The sequence below is a fragment of the Roseovarius sp. JB2-10 genome (assembly GCF_055693585.1).
This window is the reverse complement of the sequence record NZ_CM146337.1, coordinates 3734703-3755022: the sequence shown is the minus strand read 5'-3', so window position 1 is coordinate 3755022 and position 20320 is coordinate 3734703. Positions and strand designations below refer to the sequence as shown.

Annotated in this window: 24 protein-coding genes and 1 tRNA gene; 16 read left to right on the top strand and 9 right to left on the bottom strand. The window is 59.1% G+C overall.

The features are described 5' to 3' along the window. Positions 1-123: 123 nt before the first annotated feature. The 7 genes from ACZ1HJ_RS18635 to ACZ1HJ_RS18605 form a co-directional block, all read right to left on the bottom strand. Positions 124-198: transfer RNA gene (locus ACZ1HJ_RS18635), tRNA-Phe, on the bottom strand. A gap of 78 nt (positions 199-276) precedes the next feature. Next, a complete protein-coding gene (locus tag ACZ1HJ_RS18630; RefSeq protein WP_472720122.1) occupies positions 277-471 on the bottom strand; it encodes a DNA gyrase inhibitor YacG in 195 nt (64 codons plus the stop codon). Beyond that, a complete protein-coding gene (locus ACZ1HJ_RS18625; RefSeq protein ID WP_472720121.1) occupies positions 468-1493 on the bottom strand; it encodes a ribonuclease E/G in 1026 nt (341 codons plus the stop codon). The genes ACZ1HJ_RS18630 and ACZ1HJ_RS18625 overlap by 4 nt, the downstream gene beginning before the upstream one ends. After that, entirely contained in the window at positions 1490-2068 is a 579-nt protein-coding gene (locus tag ACZ1HJ_RS18620) for a Maf family protein (protein WP_472720120.1), read from the bottom strand. Before ACZ1HJ_RS18620 ends, ACZ1HJ_RS18625 begins: the two co-directional genes overlap by 4 nt. Before the next feature lie 67 nt (positions 2069-2135). Beyond that, on the bottom strand, positions 2136-2354 hold the full coding sequence (gene infA, locus ACZ1HJ_RS18615; protein ID WP_007205486.1) for a translation initiation factor IF-1: 219 nt from the start codon (positions 2352-2354) through the stop codon (positions 2136-2138). Positions 2355-2437: 83 nt separating this feature from the next. Then, positions 2438-3322, bottom strand: a complete 885-nt coding sequence (locus ACZ1HJ_RS18610) for a carbon-nitrogen hydrolase family protein (RefSeq protein ID WP_472720119.1) — start codon at positions 3320-3322, stop codon at positions 2438-2440. Positions 3323-3423: 101 nt separating this feature from the next. Beyond that, a complete protein-coding gene (locus ACZ1HJ_RS18605; protein ID WP_472720118.1) occupies positions 3424-4413 on the bottom strand; it encodes a type I glyceraldehyde-3-phosphate dehydrogenase in 990 nt (329 codons plus the stop codon). A 159-nt stretch (positions 4414-4572) separates the two neighbouring features. On the opposite strand from ACZ1HJ_RS18605, the gene ACZ1HJ_RS18600 reads away from it, so the two are divergent. Further along, positions 4573-5805, top strand: coding sequence for an MFS transporter (locus ACZ1HJ_RS18600; RefSeq protein ID WP_472720117.1), 1233 nt, complete (start codon positions 4573-4575; stop codon positions 5803-5805). A 26-nt stretch (positions 5806-5831) separates the two neighbouring features. Here the strand turns inward: ACZ1HJ_RS18600 and ACZ1HJ_RS18595 are convergent, their stop codons facing one another. Next, on the bottom strand, positions 5832-6320 hold the full coding sequence (locus ACZ1HJ_RS18595; protein WP_472720116.1) for a LysM peptidoglycan-binding domain-containing protein: 489 nt from the start codon (positions 6318-6320) through the stop codon (positions 5832-5834). A gap of 177 nt (positions 6321-6497) precedes the next feature. On the opposite strand from ACZ1HJ_RS18595, the gene ACZ1HJ_RS18590 reads away from it, so the two are divergent. Together ACZ1HJ_RS18590 and ACZ1HJ_RS18585 are read left to right on the top strand one after the other, a co-directional pair. Then, complete coding sequence (locus ACZ1HJ_RS18590; RefSeq protein WP_472720115.1) at positions 6498-7376, top strand: 50S ribosomal protein L11 methyltransferase; 879 nt, start codon at positions 6498-6500, stop codon at positions 7374-7376. Between the two features lie 113 nt (positions 7377-7489). After that, positions 7490-7834 (top strand): hypothetical protein, encoded by a 345-nt coding sequence (locus tag ACZ1HJ_RS18585; RefSeq protein WP_472720114.1) that lies wholly within the window; start codon positions 7490-7492, stop codon positions 7832-7834. Between the two features lie 218 nt (positions 7835-8052). On the opposite strand, the gene ACZ1HJ_RS18580 is transcribed toward ACZ1HJ_RS18585, so the two are convergent. After that, positions 8053-8244 (bottom strand): DUF1127 domain-containing protein, encoded by a 192-nt coding sequence (locus ACZ1HJ_RS18580; RefSeq protein ID WP_472720113.1) that lies wholly within the window; start codon positions 8242-8244, stop codon positions 8053-8055. A gap of 274 nt (positions 8245-8518) precedes the next feature. Here ACZ1HJ_RS18580 and ruvC point away from each other — a divergent pair, with 274 nt between their 5' ends. From ruvC to ftsH, 13 genes are all read left to right on the top strand, one after another. Further along, on the top strand, positions 8519-9016 hold the full coding sequence (gene ruvC, locus ACZ1HJ_RS18575; RefSeq protein ID WP_472720112.1) for a crossover junction endodeoxyribonuclease RuvC: 498 nt from the start codon (positions 8519-8521) through the stop codon (positions 9014-9016). Next, positions 9013-9666 (top strand): Holliday junction branch migration protein RuvA, encoded by a 654-nt coding sequence (gene ruvA / locus ACZ1HJ_RS18570; protein ID WP_472720111.1) that lies wholly within the window; start codon positions 9013-9015, stop codon positions 9664-9666. The genes ruvC and ruvA overlap by 4 nt, the downstream gene beginning before the upstream one ends. Before the next feature lie 3 nt (positions 9667-9669). Next, positions 9670-10698, top strand: a complete 1029-nt coding sequence (gene ruvB, locus ACZ1HJ_RS18565) for a Holliday junction branch migration DNA helicase RuvB (protein WP_472720110.1) — start codon at positions 9670-9672, stop codon at positions 10696-10698. 84 nt (positions 10699-10782) lie between these two features. Further along, positions 10783-11424, top strand: coding sequence for a hypothetical protein (locus tag ACZ1HJ_RS18560; RefSeq protein WP_472722241.1), 642 nt, complete (start codon positions 10783-10785; stop codon positions 11422-11424). 41 nt (positions 11425-11465) lie between these two features. Beyond that, on the top strand, positions 11466-11855 hold the full coding sequence (gene ybgC, locus ACZ1HJ_RS18555; RefSeq protein WP_472720109.1) for a tol-pal system-associated acyl-CoA thioesterase: 390 nt from the start codon (positions 11466-11468) through the stop codon (positions 11853-11855). Positions 11856-11967: 112 nt separating this feature from the next. Next, positions 11968-12663: a protein TolQ gene (gene tolQ / locus ACZ1HJ_RS18550; protein WP_472720108.1), complete on the top strand. Its 696-nt coding sequence runs from the start codon at positions 11968-11970 to the stop codon at positions 12661-12663. A 3-nt stretch (positions 12664-12666) separates the two neighbouring features. After that, positions 12667-13140, top strand: a complete 474-nt coding sequence (gene tolR, locus ACZ1HJ_RS18545; protein WP_472720107.1) for a protein TolR — start codon at positions 12667-12669, stop codon at positions 13138-13140. A gap of 11 nt (positions 13141-13151) precedes the next feature. After that, positions 13152-14264, top strand: coding sequence for an energy transducer TonB (locus ACZ1HJ_RS18540; protein WP_472720106.1), 1113 nt, complete (start codon positions 13152-13154; stop codon positions 14262-14264). After that, a complete protein-coding gene (gene tolB, locus ACZ1HJ_RS18535) occupies positions 14264-15586 on the top strand; it encodes a Tol-Pal system beta propeller repeat protein TolB (RefSeq protein ID WP_472722240.1) in 1323 nt (440 codons plus the stop codon). Before ACZ1HJ_RS18540 ends, tolB begins: the two co-directional genes overlap by 1 nt. An 84-nt stretch (positions 15587-15670) precedes the next feature. Beyond that, entirely contained in the window at positions 15671-16273 is a 603-nt protein-coding gene (pal, locus tag ACZ1HJ_RS18530; protein ID WP_472720105.1) for a peptidoglycan-associated lipoprotein Pal, read from the top strand. Continuing rightward, positions 16203-17042, top strand: a complete 840-nt coding sequence (ybgF, locus tag ACZ1HJ_RS18525; protein ID WP_472720104.1) for a tol-pal system protein YbgF — start codon at positions 16203-16205, stop codon at positions 17040-17042. The genes pal and ybgF overlap by 71 nt, the downstream gene beginning before the upstream one ends. Positions 17043-17062: 20 nt before the next feature. Next, the gene (gene tilS, locus ACZ1HJ_RS18520) at positions 17063-18298 is read left to right on the top strand and encodes a tRNA lysidine(34) synthetase TilS (RefSeq protein ID WP_472720103.1); all 1236 of its coding nucleotides are present in this window, start codon (positions 17063-17065) and stop codon (positions 18296-18298) included. Positions 18299-18399: 101 nt separating this feature from the next. Then, positions 18400-20319, top strand: a complete 1920-nt coding sequence (gene ftsH / locus ACZ1HJ_RS18515; RefSeq protein WP_472720102.1) for an ATP-dependent zinc metalloprotease FtsH — start codon at positions 18400-18402, stop codon at positions 20317-20319. Position 20320: the final 1 nt, after the last annotated feature.

Below are 20320 nucleotides of genomic sequence, written 5' to 3'. Positions count from 1 at the left end.
CAATGCCCCCAATCTGGCGGAATGTGGCTGAACCATGGAAAACTCTTTCGGACAACCGGAAGCACGAAAGCCCAATTTTATAGGGCCTCAACCTATGTAGTTACTCGTCTTTGGAAGTTGAACTGGTGCCCGGGGGCGGAATCGAACCACCGACACGAGGATTTTCAATCCACTGCTCTACCCCTGAGCTACCCGGGCACGGGGAACGCATGGGCGTTCGGGTGCAGGCGTTCTAGGCGAGGCGGGGCAGGGTGTCCAGAGGGGTGTGCAACTTTTTCAATGTGGTTTTTCCGACTGTTGCGGGGATTGCTGCAACGACTGCTCGAGTGCCTCTTCGATATCTTCCGGATCGTGGGAGGGCACCGCGTAATCTCCCTTGAGCCATTTGCCCAGATCGATATCGGCGCACCGTTTGGAGCAGAATGGTCTGTAGGCTGCTTCGGTTGGTTTTTCACAGATCGGGCAGCTCATATCTGGACCTCGCTGAGGGCAATCCGGTCACGCTTGCGTTGCAGTTCAAAGTGCCCCAACGGGGTCCAGCCGACAAGCGCCGTTTCGATAGGATCGGCCCGGAAGGCCGCGCGCAAAGCCGTTTCAAACTGACGGCGGTCTTTTTTGTTGAGGGGCGCCAGGTCCATTGTGATCTGGCCGCCGATCCCACGCAGGCGCAATTGGCGAGGGAGTTCCCTGGCGGCTGCCAGGTTGGCCTTCAGGCCGGCCGCGGGCGACGTGTCTGATCCGGAGTTTACGTCCACCGCCGTCAGCGCGCGGGTGGGTTCCACAAACATCGATGCGCCACCCGACAGCGGCGCTTTGGTGTCGCTCAGAGCATCTATCTGGTCCAAAACACCCAGATCGCCAAAGCAGCCTGCGTCACTTGCAACGCTTGCCGGTTCGGTCCATTCGCGCCAGGCCAGCGTATGGGGGCCGTCGCCATCGATCAGCTTTTCAGGCTCTGTGCCGGCCGCGTCACCGGTGACTGTGGTGGCCAGCGCCAGCATCTGCGCGATATCCTCGGCAATCTCCTCGCGGTCTGCCTCCGCGCATGAGGATCGCAGGATCACCCCCATCTGACTGACTTCCATTTCACCACGCGCCACGACCAGCAATTCGTCGCGCGTGTCGTCATCCTTGATCGCGCGGGAGATGTTGATGCCTGGTGCGGTGGGGGTGATGATGGCGTAGCGGCTCTTGAACAGCAGCTTTTGTGTGACCGGCAGGGCTTTGCCTTGTTCGGCGTATCCAGTCACTTGAACCAATAGAACATCTCCGGGCGCCAAGCCTTTGACTTGGCGCAAAAAACCTGATCCCTCGGGCGTGTTTACAAACATCCCGCCCTGACCTTTGACCGGTCGACCGGCCACGGCCCTGTATATGGTGCCCGGGGCCGGCGCGTCATTTTCGACGATCAAATCCTCAAGCCGCCCATCGACCAGCAAGGCGGCCACTTCCGTCTCGTTCAGATGGTCCAATGCGATCATGCGGCCTTTCATGTGCGGTCCTCGTAAAGGGGGTAACCTGCGGCCTGCAGCAAGCCAGCCGTTTCAGCCAGCGGCAGGCCGACGACAGCGGTGAAGGAGCCTTGAATCCACGGGATCAGCGCGCCCGCGGGGCCCTGAATGCCATATCCGCCTGCTTTGCCCTGCCAATCATTGCTGGCCAGGTAGGCGTTGATCTCCTGATCCGACAAACGCTTCATCTTGACGTCGGTGACCACGACCTTTTGCCAGATCGTGTCATCGCGTCTGACGGCCACGGCGGTGATCACCTTGTGCCGCCGCCCGGACAACGCCAGCAGAAACTGCGCGGCCTCAGTGGCATCTGCAGGCTTACCCAAAATGCGGCGGCCCAACGCCACGGTGGTATCCGCCGACAAGACAATATCACCCCCATCGCAGGGGACGGCCCATGCTTTTTCACACGCCATGCGGATGCAATACGGACGGGGTAATTCGGATTTGAAGGGCGTTTCGTCGATGTCAGGGACTCTGACATCATCTGCGACAATGCCCAACTGGGCCAGCAACTCGCGACGCCGTGGGCTGCCCGAGCCGAGGATCAGGCGCATGTTATCGCTTGGATTCCGCCCCATAGCCGAAAAACGGAAACCGCGTCTCGGAGGGCAGACATCGCCGTTACTTGAAGCGATAGTTGATCCGACCCTTGGTCAGATCATAGGGTGTCATTTCGACTTGCACTTTGTCGCCTGCCAGAACCCGGATACGGTTCTTACGCATTTTTCCTGCCGTGTGCGCGATGATTTCATGGCCGTTTTCAAGCTCGACCCGAAATGTCGCGTTGGGCAGGAGTTCCTTTACGACACCGGGAAATTCGAGCAATTCTTCCTTGGCCATGGTCTCTCCTACGTTAAGATTTCCGCATGATAGCGGAACGCGCCCTTAAATGGGCCTGTTTTGGATGATTTTCAAGGGGATAATCACCGGAGTGGGTGAGATGTGACATGGTCGTCCCGGCCTGTCTGTTCGGGCCAATGATGGCGACCCAGAACGCGGCCGTCTTTGCGGACATGCGCAATAGCGTCGAGATCAACATCGGCATAGGTCCACCCGGGCGCGTTGATTTGTCCAACGGCCAGGATGCCTGTGTCGGGAAAGCCCGCATCAGGGGGGCCAAAAACACCACCCGTCCCTGTGCCCGCGTCGGCGACCAGGTTCCATGTGGCCGAACCGACAAGCGAGGACATCACCGTGACGCATTGGTTTTCCAAGGCTCGGGCCATGGCCCCGATCCGCACCCGCCAATAGCCGGACAGCGCCTTGGTACAGGACGGGGCCAGGATCAGATCAGCATCCAGAAGTGCCCGCCCCAACAAAGGAAACTCAGTGTCATAGCATGTCAGGATGCCGATTTTGCCGAGTGCGGTATCGAAGAGACGGAGCGGCCCCCCGGGGGACATCTGCATCGGCGTGCGTTCAAGCCGGGTCATGATTTGTTTGTCCTGCACGCCGCACGCGCCCGACGGGGTGAAAAGACGCGCACGATTGACGGGGCGAGGCCCGATTTCGGGGTCAAACACCGGTGCGCTGCCGGCCAGAATGTGAACGCCGTGCGATTTAGCCAGGTCCGCATGAATGGCGTCGGCCTCGGCGATACGCTCGGACACGGCATGCAGGGACGGTTCAAGCTGAGCGGCAACATCAGGTCCCGCCAGCATCGCCAGTTCCATCGCCGCGTATTCAGGAAAGACCAGCAAATCCGCGTTGTTTGACGCGGCATCAGACACCCATGTCGTGAGCTTGTCGGTGTAGTCCGACCACGTGGCCAGCGGGTCCAAAGGGTAGGCGGCGGTTGCGACTTTCATGGGGTTCCCAAAGATGGTGGTCTCGGCAGTCCTGAGTGTGGAAGAAAGCGGTCGACAGATCAACACCGTGCGCGTTGTGCGTTCCCCGCAACCCCATCTGTCTACCGGCGGCCGATCAACCCCGCCATATCGAGCATGCGTTGCGAAAAGCCCCATTCGTTGTCGTACCAGCCGAAGACCCGGAGCAGGCCACCTGTCGACACAGATGTCTCGCGGCCTGACATCACGATGGATTCAGGGCGCGCCCGCAGATCCGCGGAGACAAGCGGCAGGTCTGTCCACCCGAAGACAGTGTTTTTTGCCGCAGCAGTTTGCAGCAGGTCGTTGACCGCCGTTTCGGATACGGTTTCTCGGGTCTGCACTGTCAGGTCAATGGCGGACACGCTGGCCGTCGGCACCCGGATGGCGCGGGCTTCGATCCGGCCCTTGAGGTGAGGCAGGACAAGGCCCGTCTGATGCTGGGCAGAGGTGGTTGTGGGCACCATGGAAAGCGCCGCGGCACGGGATCTCTCGGGGGTTTGACGGGGCTTGTCGATGGTGGGTTGGGACCCGGTATAGCAATGCACCGTGGTCATTTGACCGCTGATCACCCCAAAGGCGTCATCCAGCAGCTTGGCCAGCGGGGCCAATGCGTTGGTGGTGCAGGACGCGTTGGAGATGATCTTCTCCTGCCCCAGATCTGCTTCATTGGCGCCCATCACAAGCGTGATGTCGGCCTCTGACGATGGCCCGGAGACCAGAACCGCCTTGGCGCCCGCCGCAAGGCCGCGTTCGGCGACCGCGCGAGCGCCGCCCATGCCGGTGCATTCCAGCACCAGATCAATGCCGGAAAGGTCCAATGTGCTGAGGTCCGCGGCATCCAGAATCGGGATGGTCTGCCCGTTGACCGTCAGCGATTTTTCCCCGGTTTCAACAGACCCGGGGAAGGGACCAAAGACGCTGTCATATTGAAACAGGTAGGCGCAGGTCTGCAGATTTTCGATTTCGTTGATCAGCACCAATTCGAAATCCTGCCCGTTTTGCATGAGAATTCGTAGGATTGTGCGGCCAATGCGGCCGAAACCATTCAATGCAATTTTGATCTTGGGCATGTGACACCTCTGCCAGCTTAATGGCCAATCGCTAGCGCAATGCAGGGGCAGGGACCAGAGGGGCCATACAATGTTGGCCGCATATCGGTACAATGGGATGTGATCTGACGCACAGAACCAGCACTCGCCAAGACCGCGTGATGGGCGTAAGGACAGTATATGACCAAAACCGTCCCCCTGTCCGAGGCGCAAAACCTGCCTTTCTGGCGGCGCCCGATCACGCTGCTGTTTTTGATGGCAGCGGCTATGCCGATTGCGTTCTCGACATGGTCGGCCCTGCTCAACAACTTTGTGATCGAGCAGGCCGGGTTTGACGGCTCGGATATTGGCTGGCTGCACACGGTGCGCGAAATCCCCGGCTTTTTTGCCATCGGCGTGATCGCGATCATCATCTTCATGCGCGAACAGGTGCTGGGACTTGTGTCACTGGTTCTGTTGGGGGCCGCAACGGCCATCACGGCGTGGTTCCCTTCATTGGGCGGTATTTTGACCATCACAATGCTCAGCTCGATCGGTTTCCACTACTACGAAACGGTCAATCAGTCGCTGCAGCTGCAATGGCTGGACAAAGCCCGCGCGCCACAGGTGCTGGGCTGGCTGGTTGCGGCGGGATCGGCGGCGACATTGGTGGCATATGTCCTGATCGTCCTCACGTGGGAGGCGTTGGGGCTCAGCTACAACACCGTTTACATGGCGGCAGGTGGTGTCACGGTGGCCCTGGCGCTCTTTGCGCTTTTTGCCTATCCGCAGTTCGAAGCGCCCAACCCACAGGTCAAAAAGATGATCCTGCGGCGACGCTACTGGCTCTACTATGCATTGCAGTTCATGGCGGGTGCGCGGCGGCAGATTTTCATTGTCTTTGCGGGCTTCATGATGGTCGAAAAATTCGGCTTTGAGGTGCATGAAGTTACCTCGCTTTTCATGATCAACCTGGTGGCCAATATGATCTTTGCCCCGTTGATCGGGCGCGCGGTTCACCGTTTCGGTGAGCGGAATACGTTGATATTCGAATATATCGGTCTGGTTCTCGTGTTTCTGGCCTATGGGGGCATCTACTTCTTTGGTTGGGGCGTTTTGCTCGCGGCGACGCTCTACGTGGTCGACCATCTGCTCTTTTCCATGGCCTTGGCCCTCAAAACCTATTTCCAGAAGATTGCGGACCCGGGGGATATCGCGCCCACGGCCGCCGTGGCCTTTACCATCAACCACATCGCAGCCGTGTTTTTACCCGCGCTTCTGGGATATCTCTGGCTGGTTTCGCCCGCGGCTGTTTTCATGATGGCGGCGGGCATGTCTTTCGTGTCGCTGTTGCTGGCGATGCTGATCCCGCGTCATCCCGAAAAGGGCAACGAGACGATCTTTGCCCGTGCCGCGCCCGCCCCGGCTGAATAGAGCGAGCGCGTTGATTTGGACCGTGCTCAGATATCGTTGCGCGGGATCCGCAGGACCTGACCGGCAAATATGACATTGGGGTCGGAAATAATGTGCTGGTTGGCTTCAAAGATCGGGCGAAAGGCGCCGCTGCCATAGGCTTGTTCTGCAATGCTGGTCAGCGTGTCGCCGGCTTGAACCGCGTAAGGTTGCCAGCCCCTGTACCCCGGCAGAATTTTTGGACCAAACAGGACCGGGATCACCACGGAGGGCCCGTTTTCATTGCCGGTATTGTCTGCAAGTGTCAGAAAAAGCCGGTTCAGTTTGAAGCTGTTTGTGTCCGGGATATCAACCGATCCCTGAAATTGCCGCAGCCCAAGGGATCCGACCGTTATGAAGGAATCAACCTGGTCGTGGCCCTCGGACACGCTGACCGTGAGCGTGCCTTCGAAGGCTGCTGCATTCCCGGCGATCAGGATTTTGGAATCGACCAGATCGAAGGGCTGAGGTTGCTGAATATCAAGGGTAATGGTCATGGTAAAATCTCCAAATGATAAAATATGAATGGCGCAATCATAGCCTGTATTGGCCGGATTTTCTAAAACTCAACGCAAACCGTGGGCGTTTCGGCGCGGCTTTGCCATTGCGCGTGCTGGCAATCCGCCGGGTGACGGTCTAGAGGATCGATCAGACCCGAACAGGAGCCTTCTGTGATGCCCACCTTCACCGCCCTGACCACACTTGCAGGAAAAGCCCCTGCCGAAGCGTTGGCTGATGCGTTGGAAACGCTTGATCCTGAACCCACAGGTGTCGGCGTTTTCGAGATGGAGGATGGCTCGGGCCTTTGGGAAGTTGGTGGGTATTTCAATGATCCACCCGATCAGGCCGGGCTTGCCCTGCTGGCCACACTGCATAAGGCGCGCCCTTTTGCCATTTCCGAAGTGCCAGAGGTGGATTGGGTGTCCAAGGTGCGTCGCGAATTGGTGCCCGTCGAGGCTGGCCGCTTTTTTGTGTATGGAAGCCACGATGCCGACAAGGTGCCCGAAGGGTGCGAGCCGCTGCTGATCGAAGCTGCCATGGCCTTTGGCACCGGCCATCACGGCACGACGCTTGGATGTCTGCGCGCGCTCGATCGGTTGATCGAACAGGGGTTCGTGGGCGAGCGCGTGCTCGATGTCGGCTGCGGCACGGCGGTGCTGGCAATGGCCGCGGCACGTGTCTGGTCAGGCACTATTCTGGCCAGTGACATCGATCAGGTGGCCGTGGAGGTGGCATTGGCCAATGTCACGGCCAATGGCCTGGCGGGGCAGGTGCAGTGTGTCGAGGCCGCAGGGCTGGATCATCCGACGCTGACGGAATCAGCACCCTATGATTTGATCTTTGCCAATATCCTCAAGGGGCCGCTGATTGCGCTCGCAGGGGATATTACTGGCCAATTGCGTCCCGGGGGGCACGTGATTCTGTCTGGCATTTTAAATGAACAGGCCGATGAAGTGATCGCGATTTATACACAGGCTGGAAACAGTCTGGTGGAACGCGAGGCGATTGGTGAATGGACGACGACAACACTCGTTAAAAACGATCTAAAATAAGTTAAAAATCAGCTATTTCGCGGCGTGTGCCCTTTTTTTGCCACAATTCAAACGTAGTTTTTTCTTGATCGAGGTGGGGGCCAAGATCGCAGGTAACTGCCATGAGTGATACAATGAGTGAATCTTTTGCAGGGTTTGAAGCCCGACTGAAAAAACTGGACCGTAAACACACCCGTTTGGCCCAAGGCTACAAAGGGTCGGTCAGCCGCGATGGCTTGATCGTGTTTCGGCCAACCCGCCGTCAACGTGGCATCCCGCTCCGCGCGGTTGTGATGCTGGTTGTTGGTTTCTTCGTCTTCAAAGGCATGGTGATGGCGCACACTGGTGAAGCCACCTACAACGAGCGCGTTGGCGCCCTGAAGGCAGGCACAATGGTGGAGCAGGCTGGCGCATTTGCCATGCAGGCCGATCCGATCACCATGGGCATTGCCCAACAGCTCCGTCCGTTTTTGAATTAACGCTCAATACCTCCCGGAGTGCTCATCCACATCAGAGGACAGAGCGCCCGGGCACTGAGAGTGATCCGAATAGTAACACCCTCCAAAAGTAACGCCAGTTCCTGAGTATAGAAAAAGCCCTGCGCATCGCTTCTGCGCAGGGCTTTTTACTGTTTGTCGCGCGGGGTGTCGCGACATCAGTGCCGCCCCGTTTTCAGGGGCAGGCGAAAGTTCGAGCCTTAAAGGCCGATCCGGGCGATATCACCACGGCTCAGACCGATGTCTTCCAGCTCACGGTCAGACAGCTGTGACAGCGCCTTGCGTGTTGCGCGAGTTTCAAACCATGTGTTCAGCGTCGCAATGATTTTTGCGACAGTGTTGGATGCAAAGCCGGATGCGGCGTGGCTGCGGGTTGTGTCGATAACGGCCATTGGTTAACTCCTTGAGCGCCGGTTAAATCGCGGCGCATTACTGTATTACGATTGAGGCTCAGGTAGTTCTGCCCGCCGTGCGCGACAACCATAGAAAACTGCATAGTCCCTATGCAGTTTTTGCATGGCTAGATTTCGCCATAGTTCGTTGTTTTGTTTGAATTTAAAATACTTCCATAGTGTCTTCGTCTGCGGGATGGCCTGCATTCTGCTTGGTGTTTGTTCCCGTTTCGTGCTAGTGCTTGGAAAAACGTGGAAGAGCAGGGCAAAATTCATGCGGGTATTGGGCATTGATCCCGGGTTGCGCAACCTTGGCTGGGGCGTGATTGATGTGGAGGGAAGCCGGTTGAGCCATGTGGCCAACGGTGTGTGCAAATCCCGTGGCGATGACCTGGCGGCCCGTCTTTTGTCCTTACATCAGCAACTCACGGCTGTCTTTGCGTCCTACGCGCCCGAGACGGCCGCGGTGGAGCAGACCTTTGTGAACAAGGATGGGGCGGGCACGCTTAAGCTTGGTCAGGCACGCGGCATCGCCATGCTGGTGCCGGCGCAATTTGGCCTGAACGTGGGGGAATACGCGCCAAATTCGGTCAAAAAAACGGTTGTAGGTGTGGGGCATGCTGACAAGGCGCAAATCCTGCATATGGTAAAGGTGCAATTGCCGGGCTGTGATCCCGCGGGCCCGGACGCCGCTGACGCGTTGGCAATTGCGATTTGCCACGCCCACCATGCCCGCAGCGCGTCGGTGATGACCGAAAGACTGCGCGCATGATCGGGCGTATCGCGGGCAGGATTGACTACCGGGCCAGTGATCACGTGCTGATCGACGTGCGCGGTGTGGGATATCTCGTGTATTGCAGCGACCGGACGTTGCAGGCCCTGCCAGCAACCGGCGAACATGTGGCGCTTTATACGGATCTGCTGGTGCGCGACGATAACCTGCAACTGTTTGGCTTCACCTCACTGGTTGAAAAGGAATGGCACCGCCTGTTGATGTCGGTGCAGGGGGTCGGCGCCAAAGCGTCAATGGCCATTCTGGGCACATTGGGGCCGGATGGTGTGGGCCGCGCCATTGCACTTGGCGATTGGAATTCGGTCAAGGCGGCCAAGGGTATCGGCCCAAAGACGGCGCAACGCGTGGTCAACGAGCTGAAAGACAAGGCGCCGCAGGTGATGGCCATGGGATCAACGCCTGCGCCAGTGATGGATACGGGCGAGGACGCCGTGATAGAGGCGCCTGTCCCTGCCGCCCCGCCCGCCGGGTCCGGAGCGCAGGCCGAGGCGCTCTCGGCGCTTGGCAATCTGGGCTACGCACCGGGCGAGGCCGCGGGCGCCGTCGCGCAAGCCGCGGGTGACACGCCTGAGGCAGATACCGCGGCGCTCATTCGGGCGGCCCTCAAACTACTGGCACCAAAGGGGTAAGCGATGTCTGAGCCTGACCCCACCTTGCGCCCGGAGCCGATGCCGGAGGATCAGGACCGGTCATTGCGCCCACAGGTCTTGGATGAATTCATCGGACAGGCCGAGGCGCGTGCCAACCTCAAGGTGTTTATCCAATCCGCACGGCAACGTGGCGAGGCGATGGACCATACGCTCTTCCACGGTCCGCCGGGCCTTGGCAAGACGACGCTGGCGCAAATCCTCTCCAAGGAGCTGGGCGTCGGGTTTCGCATGACCTCCGGGCCAGTCCTGGCCAAGGCGGGGGATCTGGCGGCGATCCTGACCAATCTGGAACGCAACGACGTGCTCTTCATTGATGAAATTCACCGTCTCAATCCGGCGGTCGAAGAGGTGCTTTATCCTGCGCTGGAAGATTTTGAACTTGATCTGGTGATTGGCGAGGGCCCTGCCGCGCGCACCGTGCGGATCGAATTGCAGCCCTTTACACTGGTGGGGGCGACCACACGGTTGGGCCTGTTGACCACGCCGCTCCGGGATCGGTTTGGCATTCCGGTGCGGTTGCAGTTTTACGATGTGGACGAACTGTTCGAGATCGTAAGCCGTAATGCCAATCGGCTTGGCGCGCCCGCAGATGCCGAAGGTGCGCGCGAGATTGCCCGCCGGGCGCGTGGCACGCCGCGGATTGCCGGGCGGTTGTTGCGCCGGGTGGTGGATTTTGCGCTGATCGAGGGCGATGGGCGCGTGACCCGTGACCTTGCCGATCATGCGTTGACCCGGTTGGGGGTTGATCAACTGGGATGTGACGGGGCGGATCGGCGATACCTGAGCCTGATTGCCGAGGCCTATCAGGGCGGACCCGTGGGGATTGAGACGATCAGCGCGGCCCTGTCGGAATCCCGCGATGCGTTGGAAGAGGTGATTGAACCCTTCTTGCTGCAACAAGGCCTGATCCAGCGCACACCGCGTGGTCGGATGCTGGCACAGCGCGGATGGCAGCACCTGGGGCTTGCCGTACCGGACGGGCGCAGTCAAACGGACCTCTTTGGCAAGTGACGTGCGGCGGCGTTGCTGCAGGCGTTGACCCGCGTTGCCGGTTTGGTATGAGCAGGCGCAAAGATGCAAAAGGGCCCGCAGGTTATGACCGCCGATGATGTAGAAGCGCTGTTTACCCGAAAGGATGGCTCCTTTCTTTTTGCCCGGTGGGGCCGTCCGATTGTACCGATCGTTTTTGGCGTGGACGACGCGACACTGTCGGTTGTCAAAGGCGCCATTGAGGCGGTTGTGCAATTGGCGGGCCACTCAATGGCCGAGACTGATCCTGAGCTTGGCGCCAACCTAATGGTCTTCTTTTTTCGGGAGTGGGATGAGTTGCCACAGGTGCCTGATCTGGATCGGCTGATCCCGGATCTGGGGCCGCTTGTGGAGAAACTGAAATCAGCGGAGGCCAATCAATACAGGATTTTCCGGTTTGATGAGGCAGGTGCCATCCGCGCCAGTTTCGTGTTCCTGCGGATGGATACGCATTTGAGTGCGGTGCCTGCGGACACATTGGCGCTAAGCCAGGTGGTGCAAACGATCCTGCTGTGGTCGGATACGGCGTTCACGGATCGGTCGCCTCTGGCGGTCATACCAGAAGGGGAAAGTGTCATCCTGCGGCCGGAAATTGCTGATCTGATCCGCGCCGGTTACGATCCCATTCTGCCTGCCGTGGCGCAGGACAAAAGCCACGCATTGCGTTTGTTTGCCCGTATGCAAAAGGGCGGCGCGCTGTCTCATTGAGCGCGCTTGCGTGGGGCAGGGGCAGGTCGTAGGGTCGCGTCATGAGCCACAAATTTCCGATCCGCGTTTATTATGAAGACACCGATATGAGCGGGATCGTCTATTACGCGAATTACCTCAAATTCATTGAACGCGCCCGCAGTGACTGGGTCCGCGACATCGGCATTGACCAGAATGCCATGCGCGACACGGACGGCGTGGTGTTCGCCGTACGCCGGGTTGAGGCGGAGTATCTGGCCCCGGCTCGGTTTGACGATGTGCTCGAGGTGGAAACGACCCCGCAGGTCGTGACTGGTGCGCGATTGGTGATGGAGCAGAAAGTCACCCGCGGGAAGGACCTGCTCTTTTCCGCAATTGTCACCATCGTTTGCATCAATGACGCGGGCCAACCTGCGCGACTTCCGGCGAATATCCGCCTGATGCTGCATTAAACCCAACCTATTTGTTGCCAATCATGCGATGTGATTGGCTTTCCCCTTTAAAATCGGATAATCTGCTCCTCAATAAGCCCGGAACAACCGGGTCGTAAAAAAGAGCAGGCAAATGGAAGCAGAAACCCTGGCACTGGCACAGGAGATTGATTTCTCTATGTGGGCGCTGTTCGCGCGTGCAACCTTTATCGTAAAAGTCGTGATGTTGATGCTGATCGTGGCGTCCTTCTGGGCGTGGTCGATCATCATTCAGAAATGGATTACCTATCGCAAGGCGCGGCGCGAAGCGGATGTGTTTGACCGCCGCTTCTGGTCGGGTGAACCGCTGGACCAGCTGTTTGACGAAATCGGCGCTGAACCGGCCGGTCAGTCCGAAAAAATCTTTGCCGCCGGCATGATGGAATGGCGGCGCAGCCACCGAAATGATGGCGGGCTGATTGCTGGCGCAACGGCCCGGATCGACCGCAGCATGGATGTGGCGATTGCCAAGGAAAGCGAGGGTCTGCAGCACGGGTTGCAGGTGTTGGCGACCGTTGGCTCGACAGCGCCGTTCGTTGGGTTGTTTGGGACGGTCTGGGGCATCATGAACGCTTTTATCGAGATCGCCGAGCAGCAAAGCACCAATCTGGCCGTTGTCGCACCCGGCATTGCCGAGGCGCTTCTGGCCACGGGTCTGGGCCTTCTGGCGGCGATCCCGGCGGTGATTTTCTACAACAAACTGAGTGCCGATAGCGACCGCATCGTTGCGGGCTATGAGGCCTTTGCGGATGAATTTGCCACCATCCTCAGCCGTCAGTTGGACAGCTGACCCATGGGTGGTGGAGTGGTCCAGAAGTCGGACGGAGGCACGCGCAGGCGGCGGGGCCGGGGCCGGTCACGCCCGATGGCCGAAATCAACGTCACACCGTTTGTGGATGTGATGCTGGTCCTGTTGATTATTTTCATGGTGGCCGCACCCTTGATGACCGTGGGTGTGCCGGTTGAGTTGCCAAAAACTGCCGCTGCGGCCTTGCCGGGTGAGCAGGAAGAGCCCCTGACAGTGACCGTCACGGCAGATGGTGTCGTCATGATCCAAACGACCGAAGTGGTGCGCGATGAATTGGTGGTCAAGTTGCAGGCGATTGCCGCCGAGCGTGACAGCACACGGGTCTATTTGCGTGCGGATGGGGCGGTGCCCTATGCCGATGTGGTTCAGGTGATGGGAGCGCTTAATCGCGGCGGGTTCAATGATATCGGGCTGGTCACGGATACCGGCGGTCCGACGCTGGACGATCAGGGCGGCTGACGGCAACGCGCATGAACAGCGGTCAGATCATATCCGGGGCGGGGCATTTGCTCCTGATCGGCTGGGCCTTGCTGGGCGGTGTGTTCAAATCCGAACCGCTGCCCTTTGAGGTAACGGAGGTGACGGCCATTTCGGGTGAGGAATACGCCGCGCTGGTTGCGCCTGACACGGCGCCGGAAACGGCGGTGGATGTCACAACGCCCGAGGCCCCGGATGAAGAAACGGCGCCGGATGTGGGGATCGCCACGGATGTGCAGCCCGAGATTTCGCAACCTGACGCGGCGGAGACCTCGACACCGGATGAAAGCCCTGACACGCCCGAGCTTACACCGCCGGCCGAGGCCGAGGTGAGTGATGAGGCCCCGGAACTGACACCGCCCTCAGAAGACGTGGCCGTGCTGGTGCCTGAGGTTGCCGATGAGGCTCAGCCCCAGGACGTTGACAGGGTGGCACCCGAACCGGTGGCCCAGCCCGAGCCAGACACGCGGGTGGATGATATTGTTCAGCCGGAAACCGTGCCGGATGAGGCGGCAGAAACGCCGCGCGAGGAAACGGACGCCACCGCGCCTGAGGCTGCGACCAGCGAGATTGTCACTGAAGCCGAAGAACCGGCACAGACCGCCGTCACCTCGTCCTTGCGGCCGAAAACACGACCAACGCGCCCGACACCTGAGCCGGAATCCGAGACACAGGCAGCACAACAGGAACCGCCCGAGGCCGAGACACAAACCGACAGCAACGCGGTGAATGACGCATTGGCCGAAGCGCTTGGCGGCGGTGAAACCGGCACGGCGGCACCCAGTGGTCCGCCTCTGACACGCGGCGAGAAAGATGCGCTGCGCGTGGCGGTGCAGCAATGCTGGAATGTCGGCAGCCTGAGTACAGATGCGCTTGGCGTCACGGTTGTTCTTGCGGTCAGGATGGCCGAGGATGGCAAACCGGTATCCGTCAGTCAGTTGAGCGCATCTGGTGGATCAGGTGCCGCGGTCAAAAAAGCTTATGAGGCGGCCAGACGCGCGGTTTTGCGCTGCGGGGCAAAAGGTTTCGATCTTCCCCGCGACAAATTCGACCACTGGCGCGATATAGAGATGACCTTCAATCCGGAGAAAATGAGGATCAAATGATGAAACAGTTTCTGACCCTCCTGATGGCCCTGACCCTGTTTGCGGTACCCGCTGCGGCACAAGAAACGGGTCCTTTGCGGATTGAGATCGATGAGGGCGTGATTGAGCCTTTGCCCTACGCGGTACCCGATTTCATTGCCGACAATGGCGCAGGGGCCGAATTTGGCCGCAACATCGCGCGGGTCATCGCCGCAGATCTGAGCGGAACCGGATTATTCCGGGAATTGCCGAGCGGGGCCTATATCAGCCAGATTACCAGCTTTTCCAGCCCGGTTCAGTTTCCGGATTGGAAAGCGATCAATGCACAGGCCCTGATCACCGGGGCGGTCAGCGTGGACAGCGCGGGCAAACTGACCGTGCGGTTTCGGGTGTACGATGTCTTTGCCGGTCAGGAGCTGGGACAAGGTTTGCAGCTCGTGGGCACGCAAGAGGGCTGGCGGCGGATGGCGCATAAGGTGGCCGATCAGGTTTATAGCCGGATCACCGGTGAAGGCGGGTATTTTGACAGTCGCGTTGTTTTCGTGGCCGAAAGCGGGCCCAAGGACAATCGCGCCAAGCGTCTGGCGATCATGGATTACGACGGGGCAAACGTGAAATACCTGACCGATAGTGCGTCGATCGTACTGGCACCACGGTTTTCGCCCACGGGTGACCGGATCCTTTACACCAGCTACGAAACCGGCGAGCCGCGGATTTATGTTCTGGACATCGCCAATGTGGGCCGACGCGTTCTGGAAAGTCAGGCGGGCACGATGAGTTTTGCACCCCGCTTTGGTCCGGATGGTCAGACAGTTGTCTATTCCCTGTCTGAGGGCGGCAACACAGACCTCTACAAAATGAATGTCAGTTCGGGCGCAAGTTCCCGGCTGACCAACGCACCGTCGATTGAAACGGCCCCGAGTTTTAGCCCCGATGGCTCTCAGATCGTGTTTGAAAGCGATCGGTCCGGCTCCCCCCAGCTTTATGTGATGCCCGCCAGCGGCGGCGAGGCGCGGCGTATCAGTTTTGGTCAGGGGCGCTATGGTACACCTGTCTGGTCGCCGCGCGGCGATCTGGTGGCCTTTACCAAGCAAAGCAAGGGCCGGTTCCATATCGGGGTGATGCGGCTAGATGGCAGCGAAGAACGTTTGCTGACCGCGTCGTTTCTGGATGAAGGGCCGACCTGGGCACCCAATGGCCGTGTGATCATGTTCACCCGCGAAACCCAAGGGGCCAGCGGTCGTGCGAGCCTTTATTCGGTAGATATCAGCGGGCGCAACCTGAAACCGGTCAACACGGATACAGGCGCCAGCGATCCGGCGTGGTCACCCCTGCAGAAATAGCGAGGGTGAGCGCGTTTTCATGGGACGCAGGCTGTGATAAAAGAACGAAGGGCAATGAAACAAACAATCGAGTAGGGCAAACAAATGACCTTTCTGAACAAGACAGTTTTACTATGTGCAGGCCTCGCTTTGTCGGCCTGTGCCAATGCGGATCGCTTCGGCGGAGCAGGCGCCGGTGACGGAACGGGCGGCGCGGGTGCCGGGGCCTATGCGGAAGGCAGTGCGCAGGATCCCAAATCGCCGCTCTATTTCCAGCAAACCGTCGGGGACAGGGTGCTGTTCCTGGTGGACCAGTCCAATCTCTCGCCCGAAGCTCAGTTGACCCTGAACGGTCAGGCAGATTGGCTGTCGGCAAATCCCGAGTTCAGCGCTGTGATCGAAGGTCACGCGGATGAGCAGGGCACACGCGAATACAACGTGGCGCTTGGCGCGCGGCGTGCCAACTCGGTTCAGGAATACCTGGTGAGCCGGGGTGTCGCGTCAAACCGGCTGAAAGTCGTGAGTTTTGGTAAGGAACGACCCTTGGAAATCTGCAGTGAAGAAGCCTGCTATGCCAAGAACCGCCGCGCGGTTACCGTCGTTTCGGTGACCCCCTTAGCTAAGAGCGGAGACGATCATGCGCCTATTTATAGCAGTAGTGGCCGTTGTGGCCGTTCTTTCCCCGGTGAAAGTGTGGGCGCAGAATGATGAGACCCTGGCGGACATACGCCAGGAGCTTTCTATCCTTTACGTTGAACTCCAGCGTCTCAAACGCGAATTGAGCACCACGGGCGCCAGTGGTGAAGTGACCGTGGGCGGCTCGGCGTTGGACCGTTTGGGGGCCATCGAAAGCGAATTGCAGCGTTTGACGTCCAAGACGGAACAGCTGGAGTTTCGCATCGACCGTGTCGTGACGGATGGCACCAACCGGGTGGGTGATCTGGAATTCCGCTTGTGTGAGTTGGAGACGGGCTGCGACATTTCAACTCTCGAGACTGGTAGCACATTGGGTGGTGTTGCACCGGCAACCAATGCCGGAACCGATGCCGTCAGCACCACAGGTGCAGAGCCGGTGGAAGAGGGGCCTGAACTCGCCGTGGGAGAGAAAGCGGACTTTGAGGCCGCCGAAGCGGCGATGACCGCAGGCAACCATGCCGAGGCGGCTGAGAAATTTGCAGCCTTTCAGCAAAGTTACCCGGGTAGTCCCCTGAGTGCGCGTGCGGCATTGTTGCACGGTGAGGCCCTTGAAAACGCCGGAGATTTGAAACAGGCTGGGCGCGTGTATTTAGATCTTTTCAGTACGAATGAGGGCGGTCCTGTTGCGCCCGAAGCATTGTACCGTGTTGGCGCAATTTTGGGTCAGCTTGGTCAGAACGATCAGGCATGTGTCACTCTGGGCGAGGTTGGTGTGCGATTTCCGCAAGATGCAGCGGTTGCGCAGGCACAATCCAAGATGGCCCAGTTGGGCTGTCAGTGAACGCCAACCAAAGGGACTTGTTGAGGGACCGCATCGCCGGTCAATTCTTACCTAATCCGCCATCCCGATTGGGCGTGGCCGTTTCCGGCGGTAGCGATTCGCTAGCCTTGATGTATTTGCTGCAGGATTGGGCGCGCCATGGCGGGCCCACATTGCACGCGGTCACTGTCGATCATGGTCTGCGCGAGGAATCCAGCCATGAAGCACGTCAGGTCGGGATGCATGCGAAACGGTTGGGCGTCAGCCATGATTGCCTGGTGTGGGAAGGCTGGGACGGCCGCGGAAATCTACCGGATCAGGCGCGGCGCGCGCGATACGATCTGATGGCCAATTGGGCCGAAGAACGGCAGGTAACCTGTATCGCCTTGGGCCATACCGCGGATGATCAGGCCGAAACCTTTTTGATGCGTCTTGCCCGTGAAGCAGGGGTCGATGGATTGTCGGCCATGTCCGATGCCCGACGTCACGGCGCCGTCACTTTTTACCGCCCGGCGTTGCGGATCACCCGCGAGGAGTTGCGGGATGTTTTGCGGTCATTGAATGTGGAATGGGTGGAAGACCCCACCAACGATGATCTCAGATACGAACGGGTGCGCGCCCGGCAGGTACTGGCAGCGCTGGAAACACTGGGCATTTCCGCAAGCTCTCTGACATCGGTGGCCCATCACATGTCGGAAGTGCGCAAGACGCTCTACTGGTATGTTTTTCTGGCGGCGCGCGAGATGGTGACCTTCGAAGCGGGTGACCTGCTTATCGGCCGCAAAGAGTTTCGCACCCTGCAGCGCGAGGTCTCGCGCCGTCTGATGCAATCGGCGCTGAAGTGGGTCAGCAATGCCGAATACGCGCCAAGGGGCCGGGCCATGGAGCTGCTGATGGAATCCGTTCGCGGCGGCAATGGCATGACCCTGCAGGGCTGTCAGGTTGTCGTCGAAAAACACAATCTGCGGATCACACGGGAACACAATGCTGTGGCCAACCTGCGCGTTCCCGTGGGTGAGATCTGGGACGCTCGGTGGAAACTCACAGGTATCGTTTCAGCCGAAGATCTGACGATCGGCGCGTTGGGCCATTCCGGCCTTGATCAGTGCGCTGACTGGCGCGATGCGGGCCTGCCAGAGGTGTCGCAACTTGCCGGTCCAGCGGTTTGGCAGGGCGACACATTGGTCGCGGCCCCGTTGGCAATGATGCCAAATGGCTGGCAGTTGGACCTTTTGCGGGACGAAGAAGATTACTTCGCCTCATTATTATCGCAATGAGTTTGCATAGAATGTCGTTGAAGAAACAGTGATGATCTCTATTTAAGAGAGAAGGGTCATGTGCTAGGTCCGGACCTAATCTAATTCAAAGGAGAGTTTCCTTGGGTAACGCGAGAAATGTCGCCTTCTGGCTTGTGCTGTTTTTGCTGATCTTGGCGCTGTTCAATTTGTTCAGCGGATCGGGCAATACGCTGCAGAGCAAGTCGATGAAATATTCCGATTTCGTCGCGGCCCTTGAGGGCGGAAATGTCAGCCAGGTCACCCTGGACGGCGAGAACGTTCGGTTCCGCGGCACCGATGGCAAGGAATACATCACCGTCAAGCCGGAAGATGCTGAAATCACGTCCCTTTTGATCGAAAAAGGCGTGCCTGTTGCGGCCGAAAGCCAGGAGCAGTCGGGCTTCCAGACCTTCTTGCTGTCACTCTTGCCCTTTGCCCTTCTGATCGGGGTGTGGATCTACTTCATGAACCGCATGCAGGGCGGCGGCAAAGGCGGCGCGATGGGCTTTGGCAAGTCTAAGGCCAAGATGCTGACCGAGAAGCAGGGCCGTGTGACCTTTGATGATGTGGCCGGTATTGATGAGGCCAAAGAAGAGCTGCAGGAGATCGTCGAATTCCTGCGCCATCCGCAAAAATTCAGCCGACTGGGCGGTCAAATCCCCAAAGGTGCTCTTTTGGTTGGCCCTCCGGGTACCGGTAAAACACTGCTCGCCCGCGCCATTGCCGGTGAGGCAGGCGTGCCGTTCTTTACCATCTCCGGCTCGGATTTCGTTGAGATGTTTGTGGGTGTTGGTGCCAGCCGTGTCCGCGACATGTTCGAACAGGCCAAGAAAAACGCGCCGTGCATTGTGTTCATCGACGAAATCGATGCGGTTGGTCGCCACCGGGGTGCCGGCTATGGCGGCGGGAATGACGAGCGTGAGCAGACGTTGAACCAGCTTCTGGTGGAAATGGACGGCTTTGAAGCCAATGAAGGCGTGATCATCATCGCCGCGACAAACCGGAAGGATGTTCTGGATCCCGCTCTGTTGCGTCCGGGTCGTTTTGACCGTCAGGTCACAGTGCCGAACCCCGACATCAAGGGCCGCGAGAAAATTCTGGCCGTGCACGCACGCAAGACGCCTCTGGGCCCTGACGTTGATCTGCGGATCATCGCGCGCGGCTCGCCCGGTTTCTCCGGTGCGGATCTGGCCAACCTTGTCAACGAAGCGGCGCTGACCGCGGCCCGTGTGGGACGTCGTTTTGTGACCATGGATGACTTTGAGAATGCCAAGGACAAGGTGATGATGGGGGCTGAACGGCGCTCCATGGTCCTTACCGACGATCAAAAGGAAAAGACCGCGTATCACGAGGCGGGCCATGCGGTGGTAGGTCTCTCGCTGCCCAAATGCGACCCGGTCTACAAGGCCACTATCATTCCGCGCGGTGGTGCGTTGGGAATGGTTGTCAGCCTGCCTGAAATCGACCGGTTGAACTGGCACAAATCCGAATGTGAGGAAAAGCTGGCCATGACCATGGCCGGGAAGGCCGCTGAAATCCTGAAATACGGGCCCGATGATGTATCAAACGGTCCGGCGGGTGACATCCAGCAGGCCAGTGGCCTGGCGCGTGCGATGGTGCTGCGGTGGGGCATGTCCGACAAGGTTGGCAATGTTGATTACGAGCAGGCCCATGAAGGGTATATGGGCAATGCGGCGGGCGGCTTCTCGATCTCGGCGGCAACGAAAGAGCTGATCGAGGATGAGGTGAAACGCCTGATCGACGAAGCCTATGACCGGGCCTATAAAATCCTGACCGAAAAGAAGGATGAATGGGAACGTCTTGCCAAGGGGCTTTTGGAGTATGAAACGCTGACTGGCGAGCAAATCCAACGCGTGATCAATGGCGATCCGCCTGAAGCGGATGATGATGGCGACACGCCGGATGATGGCACAGCGCCGTCGGTAACAGCCATTCCCAAAACCAAGCCCAAGACACGGCGTGGCGGTGACGGCGGGCTGGAGCCAGAGCCCTCAACGTGAG

Excerpts from the sequence above, each read along its gene's own strand:
- ACZ1HJ_RS18590 (WP_472720115.1), top strand. The coding sequence starts at position 6,498 with ATGCCCACCTTCACCGCCCTGACCACACTTGCAGGAAAAGCCCCTGCC.
- tolB (WP_472722240.1), top strand. The coding sequence starts at position 14,264 with ATGAAACAGTTTCTGACCCTCCTGATGGCCCTGACCCTGTTTGCGGTA.
- ACZ1HJ_RS18580 (WP_472720113.1), bottom strand. The coding sequence starts at position 8,244 with ATGGCCGTTATCGACACAACCCGCAGCCACGCCGCATCCGGCTTTGCA.
- ACZ1HJ_RS18620 (WP_472720120.1), bottom strand. The coding sequence starts at position 2,068 with ATGCGCCTGATCCTCGGCTCGGGCAGCCCACGGCGTCGCGAGTTGCTG.
- tolR (WP_472720107.1), top strand. The coding sequence starts at position 12,667 with ATGGGTGGTGGAGTGGTCCAGAAGTCGGACGGAGGCACGCGCAGGCGG.
- infA (WP_007205486.1), bottom strand. The coding sequence starts at position 2,354 with ATGGCCAAGGAAGAATTGCTCGAATTTCCCGGTGTCGTAAAGGAACTC.
- ACZ1HJ_RS18600 (WP_472720117.1), top strand. The coding sequence starts at position 4,573 with ATGACCAAAACCGTCCCCCTGTCCGAGGCGCAAAACCTGCCTTTCTGG.
- ybgC (WP_472720109.1), top strand. The coding sequence starts at position 11,466 with ATGAGCCACAAATTTCCGATCCGCGTTTATTATGAAGACACCGATATG.
- ACZ1HJ_RS18605 (WP_472720118.1), bottom strand. The coding sequence starts at position 4,413 with ATGCCCAAGATCAAAATTGCATTGAATGGTTTCGGCCGCATTGGCCGC.
- ACZ1HJ_RS18610 (WP_472720119.1), bottom strand. The coding sequence starts at position 3,322 with ATGAAAGTCGCAACCGCCGCCTACCCTTTGGACCCGCTGGCCACGTGG.
- ACZ1HJ_RS18540 (WP_472720106.1), top strand. The coding sequence starts at position 13,152 with ATGAACAGCGGTCAGATCATATCCGGGGCGGGGCATTTGCTCCTGATC.
- ACZ1HJ_RS18625 (WP_472720121.1), bottom strand. The coding sequence starts at position 1,493 with ATGAAAGGCCGCATGATCGCATTGGACCATCTGAACGAGACGGAAGTG.
- ybgF (WP_472720104.1), top strand. The coding sequence starts at position 16,203 with ATGCGCCTATTTATAGCAGTAGTGGCCGTTGTGGCCGTTCTTTCCCCG.
- ACZ1HJ_RS18595 (WP_472720116.1), bottom strand. The coding sequence starts at position 6,320 with ATGACCATTACCCTTGATATTCAGCAACCTCAGCCCTTCGATCTGGTC.
- ACZ1HJ_RS18560 (WP_472722241.1), top strand. The coding sequence starts at position 10,783 with ATGACCGCCGATGATGTAGAAGCGCTGTTTACCCGAAAGGATGGCTCC.
- ruvB (WP_472720110.1), top strand. The coding sequence starts at position 9,670 with ATGTCTGAGCCTGACCCCACCTTGCGCCCGGAGCCGATGCCGGAGGAT.
- ACZ1HJ_RS18630 (WP_472720122.1), bottom strand. The coding sequence starts at position 471 with ATGAGCTGCCCGATCTGTGAAAAACCAACCGAAGCAGCCTACAGACCA.
- tolQ (WP_472720108.1), top strand. The coding sequence starts at position 11,968 with ATGGAAGCAGAAACCCTGGCACTGGCACAGGAGATTGATTTCTCTATG.
- ruvC (WP_472720112.1), top strand. The coding sequence starts at position 8,519 with ATGCGGGTATTGGGCATTGATCCCGGGTTGCGCAACCTTGGCTGGGGC.
- ruvA (WP_472720111.1), top strand. The coding sequence starts at position 9,013 with ATGATCGGGCGTATCGCGGGCAGGATTGACTACCGGGCCAGTGATCAC.
- pal (WP_472720105.1), top strand. The coding sequence starts at position 15,671 with ATGACCTTTCTGAACAAGACAGTTTTACTATGTGCAGGCCTCGCTTTG.
- ACZ1HJ_RS18585 (WP_472720114.1), top strand. The coding sequence starts at position 7,490 with ATGAGTGAATCTTTTGCAGGGTTTGAAGCCCGACTGAAAAAACTGGAC.